Origin of the sequence: Caballeronia sp. LjRoot34, assembly GCF_964253815.1 — a bacterium.
Taxonomy (GTDB): domain Bacteria; phylum Pseudomonadota; class Gammaproteobacteria; order Burkholderiales; family Burkholderiaceae; genus Caballeronia.
Genome location: NZ_CAXUSB020000002.1, coordinates 1,940,972 through 1,957,805 on the forward strand (window position 1 = coordinate 1,940,972; position 16,834 = coordinate 1,957,805).

Annotated in this window: 17 protein-coding genes; 9 read left to right on the top strand and 8 right to left on the bottom strand. The window is 59.5% G+C overall.

Annotated features, from left to right (window positions below):
- Positions 1-29: 29 nt before the first annotated feature.
- Entirely contained in the window at positions 30-251 is a 222-nt protein-coding gene (locus tag ACSQ36_RS28290; RefSeq protein WP_436184516.1) for a hypothetical protein, read from the bottom strand.
- On the opposite strand from ACSQ36_RS28290, the gene ACSQ36_RS28295 reads away from it, so the two are divergent.
- Positions 250-495, top strand: coding sequence for a beta-xylosidase (locus ACSQ36_RS28295; protein ID WP_255631485.1), 246 nt, complete (start codon positions 250-252; stop codon positions 493-495). The two genes, ACSQ36_RS28290 and ACSQ36_RS28295, sit on opposite strands and share 2 nt — an antisense overlap.
- Before the next feature lie 26 nt (positions 496-521).
- Here the strand turns inward: ACSQ36_RS28295 and ACSQ36_RS28300 are convergent, their stop codons facing one another.
- Positions 522-1,649 carry an aminotransferase gene (locus ACSQ36_RS28300; protein WP_436184517.1) on the bottom strand — a complete coding sequence of 376 codons (1,128 nt, stop codon included), beginning with the start codon at positions 1,647-1,649 and terminating at the stop codon, positions 522-524.
- 175 nt (positions 1,650-1,824) lie between these two features.
- Between ACSQ36_RS28300 and ACSQ36_RS28305 the strand changes: the two genes are divergently transcribed.
- From ACSQ36_RS28305 to ACSQ36_RS28325, 5 genes are all read left to right on the top strand, one after another.
- Positions 1,825-2,985 (top strand): succinylglutamate desuccinylase/aspartoacylase family protein, encoded by a 1,161-nt coding sequence (locus ACSQ36_RS28305; protein ID WP_436184518.1) that lies wholly within the window; start codon positions 1,825-1,827, stop codon positions 2,983-2,985.
- A 90-nt stretch (positions 2,986-3,075) separates the two neighbouring features.
- The gene (locus tag ACSQ36_RS28310; protein ID WP_436184519.1) at positions 3,076-3,876 is read left to right on the top strand and encodes an ABC transporter substrate-binding protein; all 801 of its coding nucleotides are present in this window, start codon (positions 3,076-3,078) and stop codon (positions 3,874-3,876) included.
- Between the two features lie 52 nt (positions 3,877-3,928).
- A complete protein-coding gene (locus tag ACSQ36_RS28315) occupies positions 3,929-4,657 on the top strand; it encodes a helix-turn-helix transcriptional regulator (protein ID WP_436184520.1) in 729 nt (242 codons plus the stop codon).
- Positions 4,657-5,613, top strand: a complete 957-nt coding sequence (locus tag ACSQ36_RS28320; RefSeq protein ID WP_436184521.1) for a threonine/serine dehydratase — start codon at positions 4,657-4,659, stop codon at positions 5,611-5,613. The genes ACSQ36_RS28315 and ACSQ36_RS28320 overlap by 1 nt, the downstream gene beginning before the upstream one ends.
- The gene (locus ACSQ36_RS28325) at positions 5,610-6,632 is read left to right on the top strand and encodes an ornithine cyclodeaminase family protein (RefSeq protein ID WP_436184522.1); all 1,023 of its coding nucleotides are present in this window, start codon (positions 5,610-5,612) and stop codon (positions 6,630-6,632) included. The genes ACSQ36_RS28320 and ACSQ36_RS28325 overlap by 4 nt, the downstream gene beginning before the upstream one ends.
- On the opposite strand, the gene ACSQ36_RS28330 is transcribed toward ACSQ36_RS28325, so the two are convergent.
- The 6 genes from ACSQ36_RS28330 to iaaH all read right to left on the bottom strand — a co-directional run bounded on the left by ACSQ36_RS28330 (position 6,602) and on the right by iaaH (position 12,631).
- A complete protein-coding gene (locus tag ACSQ36_RS28330; protein WP_436184523.1) occupies positions 6,602-7,381 on the bottom strand; it encodes an IclR family transcriptional regulator in 780 nt (259 codons plus the stop codon). The genes ACSQ36_RS28325 and ACSQ36_RS28330 overlap by 31 nt on opposite strands.
- A gap of 88 nt (positions 7,382-7,469) precedes the next feature.
- The gene (locus ACSQ36_RS28335; RefSeq protein ID WP_436184524.1) at positions 7,470-8,234 is read right to left on the bottom strand and encodes an amino acid ABC transporter ATP-binding protein; all 765 of its coding nucleotides are present in this window, start codon (positions 8,232-8,234) and stop codon (positions 7,470-7,472) included.
- Positions 8,231-8,881 carry an amino acid ABC transporter permease gene (locus ACSQ36_RS28340; RefSeq protein ID WP_213765685.1) on the bottom strand — a complete coding sequence of 217 codons (651 nt, stop codon included), beginning with the start codon at positions 8,879-8,881 and terminating at the stop codon, positions 8,231-8,233. Before ACSQ36_RS28340 ends, ACSQ36_RS28335 begins: the two co-directional genes overlap by 4 nt.
- A 2-nt stretch (positions 8,882-8,883) precedes the next feature.
- A complete protein-coding gene (locus tag ACSQ36_RS28345; protein ID WP_436184525.1) occupies positions 8,884-9,609 on the bottom strand; it encodes an amino acid ABC transporter permease in 726 nt (241 codons plus the stop codon).
- 60 nt (positions 9,610-9,669) lie between these two features.
- Positions 9,670-10,503, bottom strand: a complete 834-nt coding sequence (locus tag ACSQ36_RS28350; protein ID WP_213765683.1) for a transporter substrate-binding domain-containing protein — start codon at positions 10,501-10,503, stop codon at positions 9,670-9,672.
- 676 nt (positions 10,504-11,179) lie between these two features.
- Positions 11,180-12,631 (bottom strand): indoleacetamide hydrolase, encoded by a 1,452-nt coding sequence (gene iaaH, locus ACSQ36_RS28355; RefSeq protein ID WP_436184526.1) that lies wholly within the window; start codon positions 12,629-12,631, stop codon positions 11,180-11,182.
- Between the two features lie 358 nt (positions 12,632-12,989).
- Between iaaH and ACSQ36_RS28360 the strand changes: the two genes are divergently transcribed.
- From ACSQ36_RS28360 to ACSQ36_RS28370, 3 genes are all read left to right on the top strand, one after another.
- Positions 12,990-13,904 (top strand): LysR family transcriptional regulator, encoded by a 915-nt coding sequence (locus ACSQ36_RS28360; RefSeq protein ID WP_436184527.1) that lies wholly within the window; start codon positions 12,990-12,992, stop codon positions 13,902-13,904.
- 548 nt (positions 13,905-14,452) lie between these two features.
- Positions 14,453-15,781 (top strand): MFS transporter, encoded by a 1,329-nt coding sequence (locus ACSQ36_RS28365; RefSeq protein ID WP_213765680.1) that lies wholly within the window; start codon positions 14,453-14,455, stop codon positions 15,779-15,781.
- A gap of 21 nt (positions 15,782-15,802) precedes the next feature.
- Positions 15,803-16,825 carry an amidohydrolase family protein gene (locus ACSQ36_RS28370; protein ID WP_436184528.1) on the top strand — a complete coding sequence of 341 codons (1,023 nt, stop codon included), beginning with the start codon at positions 15,803-15,805 and terminating at the stop codon, positions 16,823-16,825.
- Positions 16,826-16,834 lie beyond the last annotated feature (9 nt).

Below are 16,834 nucleotides of genomic sequence, written 5' to 3' on the forward strand. Positions count from 1 at the left end.
AGCGGAGAGCGTACGGCCGTTCGCATCGGCTAATTACGCCGGAAATAAGGGGCTAATTGACCTTGGCGTGGAGGCAGGGCGGGCATTATTCCTGCGCAGGAGCGTGAACCCTCATCTTTATTACGCGCCATGATTCGATTATTTTTTACCGGCTCCGCTAACAATACCTGCAAAAAATCCGCTAAGCGGCGCTTGCCGAGCTCGGGCGCGTTAGCGTTAGTCTTAGTGGCCGGCACCACGCTAATGGCCATGACGACTTCCGCAATGGCGCAGATTCCGCAGAACAACGGCAGCTCTCAGCAGGAAAACCGGACCTCTTCGATGGGGTCGAGCCCTGACCCCTCCGCCTCCGCCGTTCATGAATCGAACAAGCCGCAATCGAAGGACGCGGCGGCCCAGGTGCGCGGCGCAACCGCCGGCAAAGGACACAAAGCCGAAGGCGCCGGCGGGTTCAATAACGGCTTATATGGAACCGGTGCGGGCAGCAATAAGTAGCTTGAGTAGCTTGCGCCCGCACTTGATCACCGACGTCCGATGTCCTCAAGGAAGCTGGAAACCTTGACCAACCCTTCTTGAAGGACATTGAGCGGGTTGGCGAAACCGACCCGGACATATCCTTCCATATCAAACGCGCTGCCCGGCGTGAACATCACGCCCGTTGCTTCGATCAGCGCAATGCAAAATTCGGTCGACGACATGTCGACATCGACCTTGAGCAGGCAAACCGTCGCGGCCTTGGGCTTGATATACGACACCAGCGGCTCCTTGCCGATCCAGTCGTCGAGAACCGCGAGATTAGTGCGTGTAATTGCGTGGTTGCGCGCAAGGATCTTGTTCCTGGCCTCAAGCGCAATGGACGCAAGATAATCGTCGATCATCCCCACGCTGATGGTGTTGTAGTCACGATGAATACACACCGCGCGAATCAGTTCGACCGGCCCCGCAATCCATCCCAGCCGCAATCCGGCCAGCGACCACGTCTTCGACATGCTGCCGGTACTGATACCCCGCTCATAAAGATCGGCGACAGACGCGGTGAATCCTGAGCCTTCCTGGTCCGTGCCCCGATAAACCTCGTCGCACAAGAGGTACGCGCCGCACGACTGGGCGATGGTGACCACCTCCTTGAGAAAGGCTTCATCCATCAACGAGCCCGTCGGGTTGTTCGGGTTGTTGATGGCGATGAGCTTCGTCTTCTGGTTTGCCAGTTTTCGAAGCTCGTCGAGATCAGGCAGGAAACCGTTCTCTTCGCGCAGCTTCATGGTCTGCACGTCGGCACCATAACTTTCGGGAATCGAATAGTGCTGCTGGTACGTCGGCAACACCGCGATCACCCGGTCGTCGGGCTCGATCAGGGTTTCATACACCAGCGCATTGCCGCCAATGGCGCCGTGCGTCACGACAATATTCTTCGGCGTCTGCCGCTCATACAACGCCGCAATATTGGCCCGCAACCGGTCCGATCCTTCGATCGCGCCATAGGTCAGCTTCATGGGAAGAAGCTCGTCAAGCAGGCTGTCACGCTTGCCGGTCAGTTCGAGTAATTGCGCCACCGTCAGCGATTCGACGCAGGTTTCAGCCAGGTTATAGCGCGCCTCGTGCTCGTACCGGTCCATCCAGCGTTCGACAAGAAAGTCCTTGATCTTCATTGAAATCTCCGTGAATCGGCTACCCGCAACAATAGCCGACATGATGGGCGAAAAAATACAACCGGGCCAGGTCATCCCTGCTGAACCGGTCAACATCGACGTCGTTCATTTTTTCGTTTGACCGATTATATTTTAAAGTCTATCTTAGACTAATAAGTACATTTTGGAAACCGACATGACGCTATCGACTGAGCATTCCGAGTTGCCCGCCTTGTCGCCGGGCGCCTCGCATCGCCTGTTGAAACACACCTTCAAGGGCGTTGGGTCGGTTGGGTCGGAACTCAGCGCCTATATACAGGCGGGTTTGCATGCCGATGAGTTGCCCGGAATGCTGGTGATCCAGCATCTGCTCGACGCACTGGTCAAGCTGGATAACGCGGGCCGCATCCGCGGACGGATCGTCGTGCGGCCGTTCGCCAACCCCATTGGTTTGGGTCAACGCGTGTTCGGCGCGCATACAGGACGCTTCAATCTCGACAACGGCGAAAACTTCAACCGCCGTTTTCCCGATCTCACCAGCCGAGTGGAAACAGCATTGGCTACCCGCGATATCGGCCATAACGACGTCAAGAGCGCGAAGGCTTTGTTCGCCGATGTAGCGGCAGAACTAACGCCGCTCGACCCCGTTGCCGCCATGAAAGCGGCGCTGCTGACCGAAGCGTTGCAACACGACATCGTGCTGGACCTGCATTGCGACACGGACGGCATCCTGCATCTGTACAGCAATCGCAGCCAGCACACGCAAGCCGTCGCGCTGGCTCGCTGCATGCAGATCAAGGCGGTTTTTCTGGAAGACCGCGCAGGCGGAACGCCCTTCGATGAAGCCATCACGCAATGCTGGTCGGTGCTTCAACAAGCGGGCGTAGTAGACGAAGCACACACCGCGTTTTGCACGTCGGTCGAACTTCGCGGGCAGGCCGACGTGTCGGACGCTTTTGCGCATGCCGATGCCCAAGGCATCCTGCATTACCTCGCTTTGCGCGGCCTGGTGGAGCTGGATCCAAACAATGACGACGGTTTTCATCCGCTCGCCGAACACGATGTCATGGTGTTCCCGCTCGAAGGCGTGTCGCATGTGCCGGCACCGGCCGGAGGTCTCGTCGCTTATAAGAAGCGCCCCGGCGATACGGTAAAAACCGGCGAGCTTATCGCCGAGATCATTCCGCTGCTTGGTGCAATCGGCGCCGCGCGTCATCCGGTATTCAGCGATGTCGATGGCCTGCTGATCGTGCAGCAATACATGAAGCTCGTGCGCCCCGGCCAGCGGGTTGCTCTGCTCGCAGGCAAAGAAGCGCTGCCTCATCGCAAGACCGGTCAACTGCTTAACGACTTTTAGTTGCGTCCAGGCGCGGGTTTCAACCACGTCGCGCCAACTACGTTTTCCCTAGCCCTTTTCATTCTTTAAAACGCGGAAGTGAGGATAGCCATGAGGCAAAATGCGTTAAGTGCCGTGCTCGCGGTTGCGCTATGCGCGGCGGTGTCCATGTCAGTAGCGGTGCAGGTTCAGGCGAAGGAGATTTCGACCATCCGCTTCGGTGTGGAGGCGGCTTACCCGCCGTTTGAATCGAAGGCGGCGGACGGTCAGTTGCAAGGCTTCGACATCGATCTCGGCAATGCGCTTTGCGCGCAATTGAAAGCGAAATGCGTGTGGGTGGAGAATGCGTTCGACGGGCTGATTCCCGCGTTGCAAGCACGCAAGTTCGACGCGATAGACTCCGCGATGAACATCAACGCGAAACGCAGCGAGCAAATCGATTTCACCCAGCCGCTGTACCGGACGCCCGCCCAACTGGTGGCAAGTGCGGGCAGTACCTTGCAGCCCACGGCGGCGTCGCTGGCATCGCATAAGGTGGGCGTGCTGCAAGGATCGATTCAGGAGCAATACGCCAAGCAAACGTGGGCCACGAAAGGCGTGGACGTGGTCAGCTATCAAACCCAGGACCTCGTCTATGCCGACCTGGCCGCGGGACGCCTGGATGCCACCTTCGTCGACGCGACCGCCGCGAGTCTTGGCTTCCTGAATCAACCTGCGGGCAAAGGGTTTGCTTTTGCCGGGCCAGCGGTCAAGGATGCAACAGTCATTGGCACAGGGGTAGGTATTGGTGTGCGCAAGGGTGACAAGGAACTCGTTGACGCGCTCAACAGCGCGTTTCTGGAGCTGAAGCGCAACGGCACTTACCAGAAGTTGTTGAAGAAATACTTTACGGTCGATCTGGCGGTCGACTAAGCCGCACGTGCGGAACATCGCACGACTGTTCCGCACGAATCGACATTGAATCATGACTAAAGCACGTAATTTGAAGATCATCTCCGGAAAAGCCGCTGAGCTCGAGGTGAATCCGTCGTCCAAGCCGCCGTCCAGGCGGGCGATCAAGCGCAGCGAACCACAACCGTCAGCCGAGCTGCTGGCGCGCTACAGCGCAATCGCCGACGGCATCGTCTTGCTGTTTCCGCCGTATACGGAAGTCGTCATCCACGATCTCAACACGCAAACCGTGGTGCACGTGGCGAACAATCAGTCCAAACGCGAACTGGGCGACGAATCTTCGCTCGACGACATCGAATTCGATCCAGACGAAAGCGTGATCGGTCCGTATGAAAAACTCGGCTGGGACGGCCGCAAGATCCGCTCGGTGAGTATTGTCGTGCGCAGCGATGCAGGTCACGCGATTGGCGTCATGTGCATCAATTTTCATATTGCGGCGCTGGAGCAAGCCAGGCAGGCGCTTGACCTGCTCCTCTCCACCACTCCTCTGCAACCGCAGCCCGAGAAGCTGTTCCAGGACGACTGGCAGGAGCGCGTCAATATCTTTCTCAACCACTGGCTGCAGGAACGCAAGCTCGCGCTGTCCATGCTCACGCGCGAGCACAAGCGCGCGCTCATAGAAGCTCTACATGAGGAAGGCGCGTTCAAGGGCAAGAGCGCGGCTAATTACGTGGCGAAGGTGCTGTCGATCGGCCGCGCCACGGTGTTCAATTATCTGAAGGAACTGAGGGGCAACGAGTGATGAATGATCTGTTTCAACGCATTGAGGAAGCGCATCGCGCCATTCGACCGCAAGTGAGCGTAACACCACTTGCGTTCAGTCCGATGTTGTCAAAGGTGACCGGATGCGACGTCTACCTGAAGTGCGAGCATCTGCAGCATACGGGCTCGTTCAAGTTTCGCGGCGCGACCAACAAGCTGCGCCTGTTGGACGCAGACGCCCGCCGCAATGGTGTGCTCACGGTGTCGAGCGGCAATCATGGTCAGGGCGTGGCGCTCGCCGGCAAGCTTGCGGGCGTGCCCGTCACGGTCTATGCGTCCGCATCCGCAGCGGCGATCAAGCTCGACGCTATTCGTGCGCTGGGCGCCGAGGTAATCACGCTGAACGACACAACGCTGGCCGTCGAACTTGAAGCCGCCCGGCAGGCAAAGGTCCGCGGCATGGCGTTCGTATCGCCTTATAACGATCTCGACGTCATAGCCGGTCAAGGCACGATCGGCATGGAACTGCATGAGCAGGCTACCGATCTGGCCGCGGTGTTCGCCTCAGTCGGTGGCGGTGGGCTAATTTCCGGCATCGGCACAGCGATCAAGACGCTGCTTCCAGGAACCGACGTGATCGGCTGCTGGCCCGCGAATTCGACCGCCTTGTACAGCTCGTTCCAGGCTGGTAAAATCATAGACGTTGAGGAAAGCGAAACAATCTCAGACGGCACCGCGGGCGGTGTGGAACCCGACTCCGTGACCTTCGATATTGGCCGGGAAGTCATTACCGGTACAGCGCTGGTGACAGAAGAAGAGATCAGGGCTGCCATGAAACTGCTCGCGCAAACCGACCGCTGGATGGTGGAAGGCGCCGCCGGTGTCGCGCTGGCGTCAATGCTGAAACTTAGCGCGCAGTATCAGGGCCGTGCGGTGGCTGTGGTGCTTTGCGGACGCAACATCATGCTGAATAAATTCATCGAGGCCGTTAAGTGAAAATCTGGACGAAAGACGAAATCATTGCGCGCTTCAATATGGAACGCGCGGTGCGGATGATAGAGGAAGGTTTCATCGCTTATTCGCGCAAGACCGTCCAGGTGCCGCCGGTCCAGAACTTCCAGTTCGATGCTGCCAATGGCGATTGTTGTGTGAAGTCCGCTTATGTCGACGGTGCAGCAGCTTTCGCGGTCAAGGTATCTACCGGCTTCTACGATAACGCCAGGCAAGGCTTGCCAAGCAACAACGGCCTGATCGTGCTTTTTTCCGCCACGACAGGCGAACCGGTCGCCCTGTTGCAGGATGAAGGCTGGCTCACCTGCGTGCGTACCGCGCTCGCCGGACAGCTCGCCGCACGATTGCTCGCACCGCGCGAGGTGCAGGGGATTGGCATTATCGGCAGCGGCGAGCAAGCGCGGTTGCAGCTTGAATATTTGCAACCGGTGACCGGTTGCCGGGACGTATTCGTATGGGGGCCGAGCGCGAAAAACCGCGAACAATACGTGGAGGAAATGTCGGCACTGGGCTTCAACGTGCGTGCGATGGACTCCGCTGAAGCCGTCGCGGCGAACGCTAACCTGATAGTGACTACAACACCATCGCGCGAACCGCTGCTGCGCTCAGACTGGATCCGCAACGGTACGCATATCACGGCGGTCGGTGCGGACAGCACGGGCAAGCAGGAACTCGATCCGGTAATCGTTGGGCGGGCCGGGGTGATTGTGGTGGATTCGATCGATCAGTGCAGCAAATACGGCGAAATCTCGCATGCGTTATCCGCCGGGCTGATTCATGCGAAGCAGTTGCTTGAGCTCGGCACGTTGCTGGACGCGGGCAAGCGTGCTCGCGATGATACCGACCCTGCCCAGATCACTGTAGCTGACCTGACCGGCGTTGCGGTGCAAGACGTGCAGATTGCGGCTAGCGTGAGTCAACGTCAACGCATTGACCTATCGCGAATTCAGCACGGCCACGCCTCTTGCCACGATCAACCCACCGCGCTGAAACCCGTTCCGTAATAGGGCTGCGATAAGGTCTTCGCCGACCGTATAAGGTCCTCAAGCATGGCCGCTCGCTTGTTCTGATCAGTGTCGCGGCTGGTCATGAAACACAGTGCGGCAACGGCTTGCCCGTTCTTGTCTCGCACGGGCGCCGCCATGCAATATCGAAACGTGTGGGACAGGCCTTCCGTGCAGAAAAACCCTTGTTGCGCGGCACGCTCGACATCGCCCAGGAATTCCGGCACTTCGATTCGCTTGCCGTTGTCGAGCACGAAGTCTTCCTCTGGAATCAGCGCGAGAATCTGATCCGCGCTCAAGTGACCGAGTAGCAAGCGACCAGAAGCAGTCCACGGAATGGGGACCTTCACGCCTATATCCGAACTGATGTTGAACGGGCGCGAGCTGTTTTCCGACAGCACCACGGTGTACTTGTTACCCTCCAGCATGCAGAGCTGCGCGGTCTCGTCGTGGCTCCGGACAAGGCCAAGGATAGCCAGGTGCGCCCGGCTGATCAGGTCATTGTGCACCGCATAGTCCGACCCGTAATAGTGCATCTCCCGGCCGAAGAACACGCTGCCGTCCGCACCCGCTTCCAGCCAGCCGGCCTCGGTCAGGATCGTCACGAGTTCGTAGATGCTGGAACGCGGCGCACCGGTTGCTTCAATCAGCTCGCGCATGGTCATGGGACGTCGCACGCTGTGCAATTGCTTGAGGATGGAGACGACCCGGTCTACTCCCCTCGCCCTTGAAGATTCCTGTACAGACATGACTCGAACTCCGTCGGCAATATGATTCGCTCTTTCGATCTTCGACCGACGCGAGCTTAGCGCGTGGACGGCGGCAGATCGGTCGCACTCAATGGTCGAGTACCCGATGCAGGAACTGCTGCGTGCGTTCGTTCTGCGGATTCACGAAGATCTGCTCGGGCGCGCCCTGCTCGGCAATCACGCCCTTGTCCATGAACACCACGCGATCCGCCGTCTTGCGCGCGAAACCCATTTCATGCGTGACGACCACCATGGTCATGCCGTCGCGTGCCAAGCCTCGCATGACCTCGGTGACCTCGCCGACCAGTTCCGGATCGAGTGCGGAGGTGGCTTCATCGAAGAACATGATGCCCGGTTCCACGGCCAGCGCGCGTGCAATGGCTACCCGTTGCTGCTGGCCGCCCGACAACTGGCTCGGATAGTGATCGGCGCGGTCGGCGAGACCTACGCGGTCCAGTGCGTCCATTGCGCGCTTGCGGGCGTCCGCCGGATTCATCTTGCGTGCCTTGATCAAGGCCAGCGAGACATTTCCCAATGCATTCTTGTGCGGGAACAAATTGAACTGCTGAAACACCATGCCTACGTGACCACGAATTTCGCGTGCGCGGCGCGCGTCGTGGAGTGGTACTTCGTTGACCCAGACTTCGCCGGCGTCAGCGGTTTCAAGACCGCTCATGATTCGCAGGACGGTGCTCTTGCCCGAACCGGAAGCGCCAATGAGGACAAGCACTTCGCCCTGGCGCACCTCGAGGTTGATCTGCTTGAGCACCTGTGTCGCACCAAACGACTTGGTGACGCCGCTCAGGTTGATGATGGGCTTGATGAGGGGCTTGGACGCGATGGCGGTGTTCATGACAACAGGCTCCTTCTTCGATCATGGCGGCGCACCCACCGCGACAGGGGGAAGCACACAATGAAATACAGCGCGGCAACCAGACCATAGATTTCCACCGGCTTGCCGATCCGGTCGACAATCGCCTGGCCTTGATGCATCAACTCCGACATGCCGATCATGCTGACAATCGACGTGTCCTTGATGAGGGAAAGATACTGTCCGATCAACGGCGGCAGCACGATCTTTCCGGTCTGCGGCAGGATCACCGAAAAGAACGCCTGCGTCTTGCTCAGTCCGAGGATCTGCGAGACTTCCCATTGCCCCTTCTGAACCGATTCAATACCCGAGCGAAAAACCTCTGCAATATAAGCGCCTTGATAGACGCTCAGCCCGATCACGCCAGCTGCGAATACGTCGATGGCATAACCAAAGTACGACACGCCAAAGTAGATGAACATCAGCGTGATCAGGACCGGCGTGCCGCGAAACAGCTCGGTGTAGAGCCGGGCAAGCCGTGGCGTACCCCAAGGCCCGAAGGTCCGCAACACGGCCGCCAGCAGCCCGACAAGCGTGCCGCCCACAATGGCCGCTACAGAAAGAATAAGCGTTGTCAGCAGGCCCTGAAGCAGGATGGGTAGACTGGACATCAACAGGTCGATTGTCACGGTCACTCTCCTGTTCCAGCGCTCACACGGCGCCTGAAAAGCAATGGCCGGCGTGCACGTTTTGCCAGCACGAGCGGCGGGTGAAACAGCCGCGCCCCGACCACCCCGGCGATCCACGACAGGAAGTTGCTCAGCACCAGATATGCAATCAGCGTAATCGTGAACGTCTGGATGTACAGCAACGTACGCGCGTTGATCACTGTCGCCATGCCGGTCAGTTCCGGCAATGCGATAGCCGACAGCAGCGAAGTCCCGAGCAGGAGCTGGATCAGGTTGTTGACGATCGCGGGATAAACGGCGCGCGCGGCCTGCGGCATGACCACCTCAATGAAGATCTGCGAACGCTCCAGCCCGAGAACGGATGCGGCCTCCAACTGCCCGCGCGGCACGGACTGAATGCCCGCCCTGAACACTTCGGCAAGGTACGCACCCACGTTCACGCCGAGCGCAATCACACCAGCGGAATACGCATTGAGCGTGATGCCCATTGACGGCAGGCCGAAGAAAACAATGAAGATCTGCAGCAGCACCGGCGTGTTGCGAATCACCTCGATATAACAACTCGATATTGCCCGCAGCAGGGTGACGCGCGACGTGCTGGCCAGCGCGGCCAGCAGGCCGAGCAGCATCGCAACGACGAAGGCCAGCAACGTGACCTGAAGCGTCAGCCACGCCGCCCGGACAAAATCGTTCAGATAGCCCGACAGGGTCACCCATTGATAGCTCATTGCTCCTCCATCTTCTGCCTTGCGCGATGCATGCGGCGTTAGCGCTTCAGTACTGCGGCATCAGTACTGCGGATTCAGCGGGAAACGCGGATCGGCGCCGAACCACTTCTTGTAGAGCTGGGCGTTCAGTTTCGACGCGTTGACCTGGAACAGGAACAGGTTCAGGTAATCGAGCCAGACCTGATCGCCCGCCTTCACACCGAACGCGTTGTATTCAAGTGGAACCAGCGCTTCGTCGGTCACGGTCAACTCGGGGTCGAGCGAAGCCTGATACGCAAGGAAGTTGTTGTCTTCGATCATCGCGTCGGCCTGGCCTTGCTTGACCGCGAGAATAGCTGCTTGCGAACTGTCGAATTCCTGGATCTTCACCTGCATGTTCAGCGCCCGTACTTCGTCGCCGTTCGTCGATCCCTTGACGGTGGCGATCGTGCGGTTGGACATGTCATTGATCGACTTGATGCCGCTGCTCTTCTTGACGAGCAGCGCCTCGCTGGCCACAACGTAGGGATTGGTGAAGCCGATCTCCTTGGCCCGCTCCAGATTGCGCGTGAAATTGCAGAAGACCACGTCGACCTTGCTGGTTTGCAAGTTTGGAATACGGTTGGCGCTCGTCGTATTGACCACTTCCAGCTTCACGCCCATTTGCTTGGCCAGCTCTTTCGCGAGGTCGACGTCGTAGCCGTCGGGCGCACCATCCTTGTTATAAAAACCGAAGGGCGCAAAGCTCAGGCAGTCGCCGACGCGCAGCGTGCCGCGCTGCAAGACCGCCTTCAGCGTGGACTCTGCCGCATCATCCTGAGTTGGGGTGGCAACCTTCGTGCAACCGGCCAGCGTCAACAGACCAGCCACCGCAAATAAACAGGCGATACGTGCGCTTTCTTTGACAAGTCTCATTTGGGTCTCAGCCTTGAAAGTGAAAATGTCAGTTCAGGGACAGACGGCGGCGCCCAGAGAAGACCCTGGATTCAACGCCCTCACCATGCCAGCGCATGGGCCTGCATAAAACGAGGTTGTGTACGGCCCTGCCCGAGTGAAAGCGAGGCCAGGCCAGATAGAACGGGTTAAACCGATTGTCTGATATACCGGAATCATGTCCGGCACAGCAGATGACCGAAGTCTTTCACAGAAAAAAACACGTGGCAATGGGGAATGCCGCTGATCCGAAGCAGCGGTTTTGAGCATCTGGATTCCGTCTTGCATTTTGCTTACCGGCGCGAGCGGTGCGGATAATTCGCAGCGCGGTATGTGCGCGGAACTTGAGTGGCGCGATCCAGGCGATGCTCAGCGTTTCGGTTGGCCGCAGTTAAAGGCCGCAGCAACGCAATGGTCACGCGTTTGATCGACGGATGCAGGCGTTACGTCGCCGATGCGATGGCTGGCGGTGTCTTCAAGAAGGTCCGTTTTATCTCGGCGGGTGCCGGTACAGGAAAACTGCATCCCAGCCAATATGCTTGGCACTTCTACCTTTTTTAATTGCGGATCGGCTCGGGCTGATGGCGCGGCTCACGGCCAGGTCGGAATGGGCTGGTCTATCGACATTGGCATCTAACCGGCGTTGTCGATACGCCTGCTACATCGGCGCAGGCAGCGAACCCAGCACCTGTTCGAACGCCACGCCTATTGCAAGCAAACGGCGATCGCTGCCGGTGGGCCCGTCGAGTTCAATGCCTACGGGCAAGCCTTCGTGCGTCATCCCGGCCGGCAGCGACAAGCCCGGAATTCCCGCGACGCTGGCCGGATCAGTATTGCGCAGGAATGCAGCCATTTCATCCATCGGCTCACCGCCGTTGATCGACACTTGCGAAGATCCGTTCAACGCATCGATCGGCACAGCCGGCAGAAGCGTGGTCGGAAACAGCAGCGCATCAAGCGTGTGCCTGGAGAACGTTGTTGCATACAGGTGTTGAAGTTGTGGCCGCAATGTACTCATAGCCACGTCGTATTGCGGGCCGAACGTATCGGCGAGAATGGCTTCATACGCGGCGCGTACGTCGGGGCTGGCAATTCGCGCGGCCACTTCAGCGACGGTCTTGACCGGCGCATTATTGGCTATGAGCCACGCGGGAAGATCCTCAAGCGGTTCGTGCAATGCCACGGCAAAGCTGATCTGCTCACTCAACACGAACAGATCCGGCATGTCGATATGAACGAGTGTCACGCCCGCCGCTTTCAGCCGGTCGAGGGCACCGCGTGCGATGATTTCCAGCCCGTGATCCAGTCCGGCCCAGCAGCATGCAGGAAGGCCGATGCGCAAGTCTCCCAGCGCCACGCCAGGAAGCGGACCGTCGCCGGCCACGACGCCATCCAGCAGCGCGATATCGGCGACGGTGCGTGCCATCGGGCCAACGGTATCGCGTGTGTGGCTGATCGGCACAACCGCGTTTGTATCGTGATAACGGCGCTGATCGCCGCCATTGCCCACCGAAGGACGGAAGCCCGCGATACCGGTCAACGCGGCCGGAATGCGGGTCGAACCGCCCGTATCCGTGCCGAGCCCCGCCGGCACGATACGCGCGGCCACCGCCGCCGCTGTGCCACCGGACGAGCCGCCGGGAATCATCCTGGGGTTATAAGGATTCCGAACGGGTCCTGCGTGGGTGCTCAGATTCGTGCTGGTGATGCCGAGCGCCAGTTCGTGCATATTGGCCTTGCCGAGCAGGATCGCACCGGCGTCGAGCAGTTTTTGCACGGAGGGCGCATGGGTCGACGGGATGAAATTTTCCAGCGCCGGCGTGCCCGCCGACGTCTGCATGCCCGCCGTGTTGATGTTGTCCTTCACCACGACGGGCAGACCAGCGAGAGGAAGCCGGCGTTTCTCATCGGCTGAAAGAGCATCGATACGCTGTGCCGCTACCAGTGCGCCCTCCGTATTGAGCGCGGTCAGCGCATTGAGCGTGGAAACTGCCGCCGCGCGAGCCAGCAAGGTGGCGACGTAGTCGGTGGCCTTGAGGCGCCCCGACTGGATCGCGCTGACGGCTTGAGTCGCCGTGAGCGCGAGTTGTTCATCGACCGTCCATGACATGCTTTCAGTCTCCTGGAGTATGGCGTCAAGACGCCTTTACGCGTGCAATAATTTTTCTTGGAGGCCCTGAAACGAGACCGGCATTCGTGACTTTATAGTCAATAAGCCAGCAAGAAACTCCGATCAACGCACGCAGGGCAACATCGACGGCCGCGGTCAGCCGGTCCTCTTCATGCACGAGCTTATGAGCGCGTGGTCAATAACTCAAGCGCCTATTTTTTGCTTTGCGCCGTTCGGCGCGTCGACGCGAAACCGGATGAAACCGCGAGGTTTTGATAACCTCTGCCGGTCCGTGACGCCTGATACTGCTTTCATCACGCGTGGCATTCGCGATCAGCGCTCTTTCAATCACACAACAATGAACCTCCGACACTTGCAGGCCTTTGTCGTCCTCGCGGAAGAACTCAACTTCAGCCGCGCGGCGGAGCGGCTGCACGTCGCGCAGCCGGCGCTAAGCCAGCAGATCCGCGCGCTTGAGGCACGTATGGGGACGCAGTTGGTAGACCGTGGCAGCCGGCCGCTGCGACTCACGGAGGCCGGCAGTTATCTGTGTATCGAGGCGCGCCAGATCCTCGCTTCCTTCGATCAGGCCGCGCTTGGTACCCGCGAGATCGGCCTGGGCATGCGTGGCTGGCTCGGCATCGGCTTCACCCGCTCAGCGATGTACAGCGTGTTGCCGCCCGCACTGAAGTCGTTTCATCGGGATTACCCCAAGGTCGAACTGAAGCTCTTCGAAATGCTCACTGAAGAGCAAGCCGATGCGCTGCATGAGACGCGCATTCACATTGGCATCGGCCGGCAGGTTCCGCCCATAGCGGGATGTACTACGTTGCCGCTGCTGCGCGAACGCCTGATGGCCGTGCTGCCGCCGGACCATCCGCTTGCGGGAGAAAAGAAAGTACGGATCACGCAGCTTGCCAACACGCCCCTCGTGCTTTATCCAAAGCACCCGAATGCGCAGTTCTCGCGCTTTGTCGAATCGCTCTATCGCAATGCCGGCATTACGCCGCACATCGCGCATCAGGCTTACGAGATCCAGACGGCTATTGCGCTGGTGGCGGCGGGACTCGGTGTGACATTCGTGGGTGAATCGGTTGCGCGACATGGACGCTCGGATGTCGTGTACCGGCGCCTGACCGGGCCGCTGGCGTCGCAGACCACGACGCTTGCGGCGAGCTTTCGCAGCGACGACAGCTCGCCTCATCTGCAAGCGTTTCTTACCTGTTTGTCGCCGGTGGGGAAAGACTTGCCGCATGACCTGCCGGAACTATAAGCAAATTATTATAAAAGGATAAAAACACGGTCTTGGACGTACGGCACGGCGGTTCGTACCATGACTTGTCGAATCGTGGGTTCGCAGGAACACGGTCATCCCGGACGTGCTTGCGCTGATGTCCGCCATTTGTTGCCAGGCGCCATCGCTATGTAATTCAACCGTAAGTACGCGCATCGTGCCAGATCGTCCGGCGTTGGAATAATGGCTTTCGGATAGCGCCGTCTACCACCGATGTCCGGTTCGCTGCCGGGACCTCACTTTCTCGCTCCTTTACTTTTTACTTATAAGGTCCTGTCGCTCTTTGGTCGGCATCGGCCAAGGCCGTTAGCAATGCTCAACGACCGCCGAGTAATGCCGTCGCCGTTCAATCGGCGTTGGGGCGTTTGTGCCCGTTGCATAGGCTGCCGCCTGAAAGGGATTCACGGCTAGGCGAACACGTGAGCACCGGCCGCTGATCGGACACTCGGATCAGCGCGGAATCACGGTAGCAAAAGCAAACCACAACGACGCCCGATCCAACGGGCGCTCTACAGCAGGAGACATTGATGACCGATCCGATCGAAAGCGCAACCATGCGCCGAGTCTATGGCCGCCTCATGCCGTTGCTCTTCGCCATGATGTTCTTCAACTATCTTGACCGGATAAACATCGGCTTTGCCGCACTCGACATGAACAAGCAGCTCGGCTTCAGCCCAGCGGTGTTCGGCTTCGCCGGGAGCATTTTCTTCTTCGGCTACATGCTTCTCGAAGTGCCCAGCAACCTGCTGCTCCATCGCGTTGGCGCCCGGCGCTGGATCGCCCGCATCCTGCTGACGTGGGGAGCGGTTGCCGCCGCGACCGCCTTCGTGTCCAACGAGTACAGCTTCTATGTACTGCGCTTCCTGCTGGGCGTCATGGAGGCCGGGTTCCTTCCCGGCGTGGCCGTCTACCTGACGAAGTGGTTCCCGCAGCGTTACCGCGCGCGTGCGGTGGGGGGATACATCATCGCCGGCTCGTTCTCTGCGGTGCTCGGCGGCCCGATTTCGACGGCGCTCATGACCTATGCGAATGGACCGCTCGGTCTGCAGGGATGGCAATGGATGTTCATCATGGAAGGTGTCCCTGCCATGCTCCTTGGTCTCCTGACGCTGCGCCTGATGACCGAACGCCCTGCTGATGCCGCATGGCTGAGCGACGCGCAAAAGCAGTGGCTCGAGTCCACGCTGACGAAAGAACGCGAGGCCCTGGGCGCAGACAAGCATTTTTCGATGTTGCGCGTAGCCAGCGACATCCGCGTGTGGAGCCTCGCGTGTTTGTTCGGCTGCGCGCTCGTGGGTGTTTATGGCCTGTTCCTGTGGTTACCGCAGATCGTCAAGAGCCTCGGCAACCTGAGCAACCTCGAGGTGGGTTTCTTGTCCGCCGCCCCGCCGCTTCTCGGTGTCCTCGGCACGCTGCTGATCAGCCGCAGTTCCGACCGGACCGGCGACCGGAAGAAGCATCTCGCGTTTGTATACGGAATGAGCGCGCTCGCTATTGCGGGCAGTGCCTACGCACCGAATCCGGTGATTGCCTATGCGCTTCTTTGCGTGACCGGGCTATTCATCTATGCCGGCAACCCGTTGTTCTGGAGCCTCGCCTCTTCGTTCAGGACCGGCGCTGCCGGCGCTGCGACGATCGCGCTCATCAACACCGTCGCTCAGTTCGGCGGGCTTGTCGGCCCCTGGAGCATCGGGCTCGTCCGCAGTGCCACGGGCAACTTCAAGCTGGCGCTCCTGACGATCGCGGCCTTCCTGGTGGTGGCAACCATCATCGCGCTGGTCATGCGGGTCACGCCTGCAGAAGACGAGACCGACGCATTGCCGGCAGGCGACTCCCGCGCCGGACACCTTCACTGAACCTTGATCTGGAAACCCGCAATGATCATCGACTGTCACGGTCACTATACGACCTCCCCGCGCGAACATGAAGCCTGGCGCGCCGCCCAGATAGCGGCGCTCAAAGACGGTACATCCCCCCCGCCGCGTCCCGTCATCACTGATGAGCAGATTCGCGACAGCATTGAATCAGGGCAGTTGCGCATTCAACGGGAGCGCGGCACGGATCTGACAATCTTTTCGCCACGGGCGGCCGGCATGGGTCATCACCTGGCCGGCTCCGATGCCAACGCGCACTGGTCGCAGGAAAGCAATGACCTGATTCATCGCGTTTGCCAGATGTTTCCGCGCAACTTCGTGGGTGTCTGCCAGTTGCCGCAAGCGCCCGGGGTATCGCCCGAGAACTGCATTCCCGAGTTGCGCCGCTGCGTCGAGCAGCTTGGTTTTATAGGCTGCAATCTCAACCCGGACCCGTCCGGCGGTTACTGGACCGGACCACCGCTCACGGATCGCGCGTGGTATCCGCTCTACGAAACGATGGTGGAACTCGACGTGCCCGCCATGATCCACGTGTCGTCGTCGTGCAACCCCAACTTCCATGCGACCGGCGCGCATTACATCAACGGCGACACGTCGGCGTTCATGCAATTGCTCACGGCGGACCTGTTCGCCGATTTTCCGGCCTTGCGCTTCATCATTCCCCACGGCGGGGGCGCCGTGCCTTATCACTGGGGGCGTTATCGCGGGCTCGCTCAGGACATGAAGCGTCCGTTGCTCAAGGATTACCTGCTCAAGAACGTATTCTTCGATACCTGCGTGTACCACCAGCCCGGCACCGACCTGCTGGCGAAAGTGATTCCCGTCGAGAACATCCTGTTTGCGTCGGAGACGATCGGCGCGGTTCAAGGCATCGACCCCGAGACCGGCCACTACTACGACGATACCCGCCGTTATATTGACGCGATCCCGTGGCTCACGCCGGCCGATCGCCAGCGCATCTATGAAGACAACGCGCGTGCGGTGTACGGACGTTTGTCAAACCAGCTTAATCATCAGTTTTCCTAAAGGAGATGA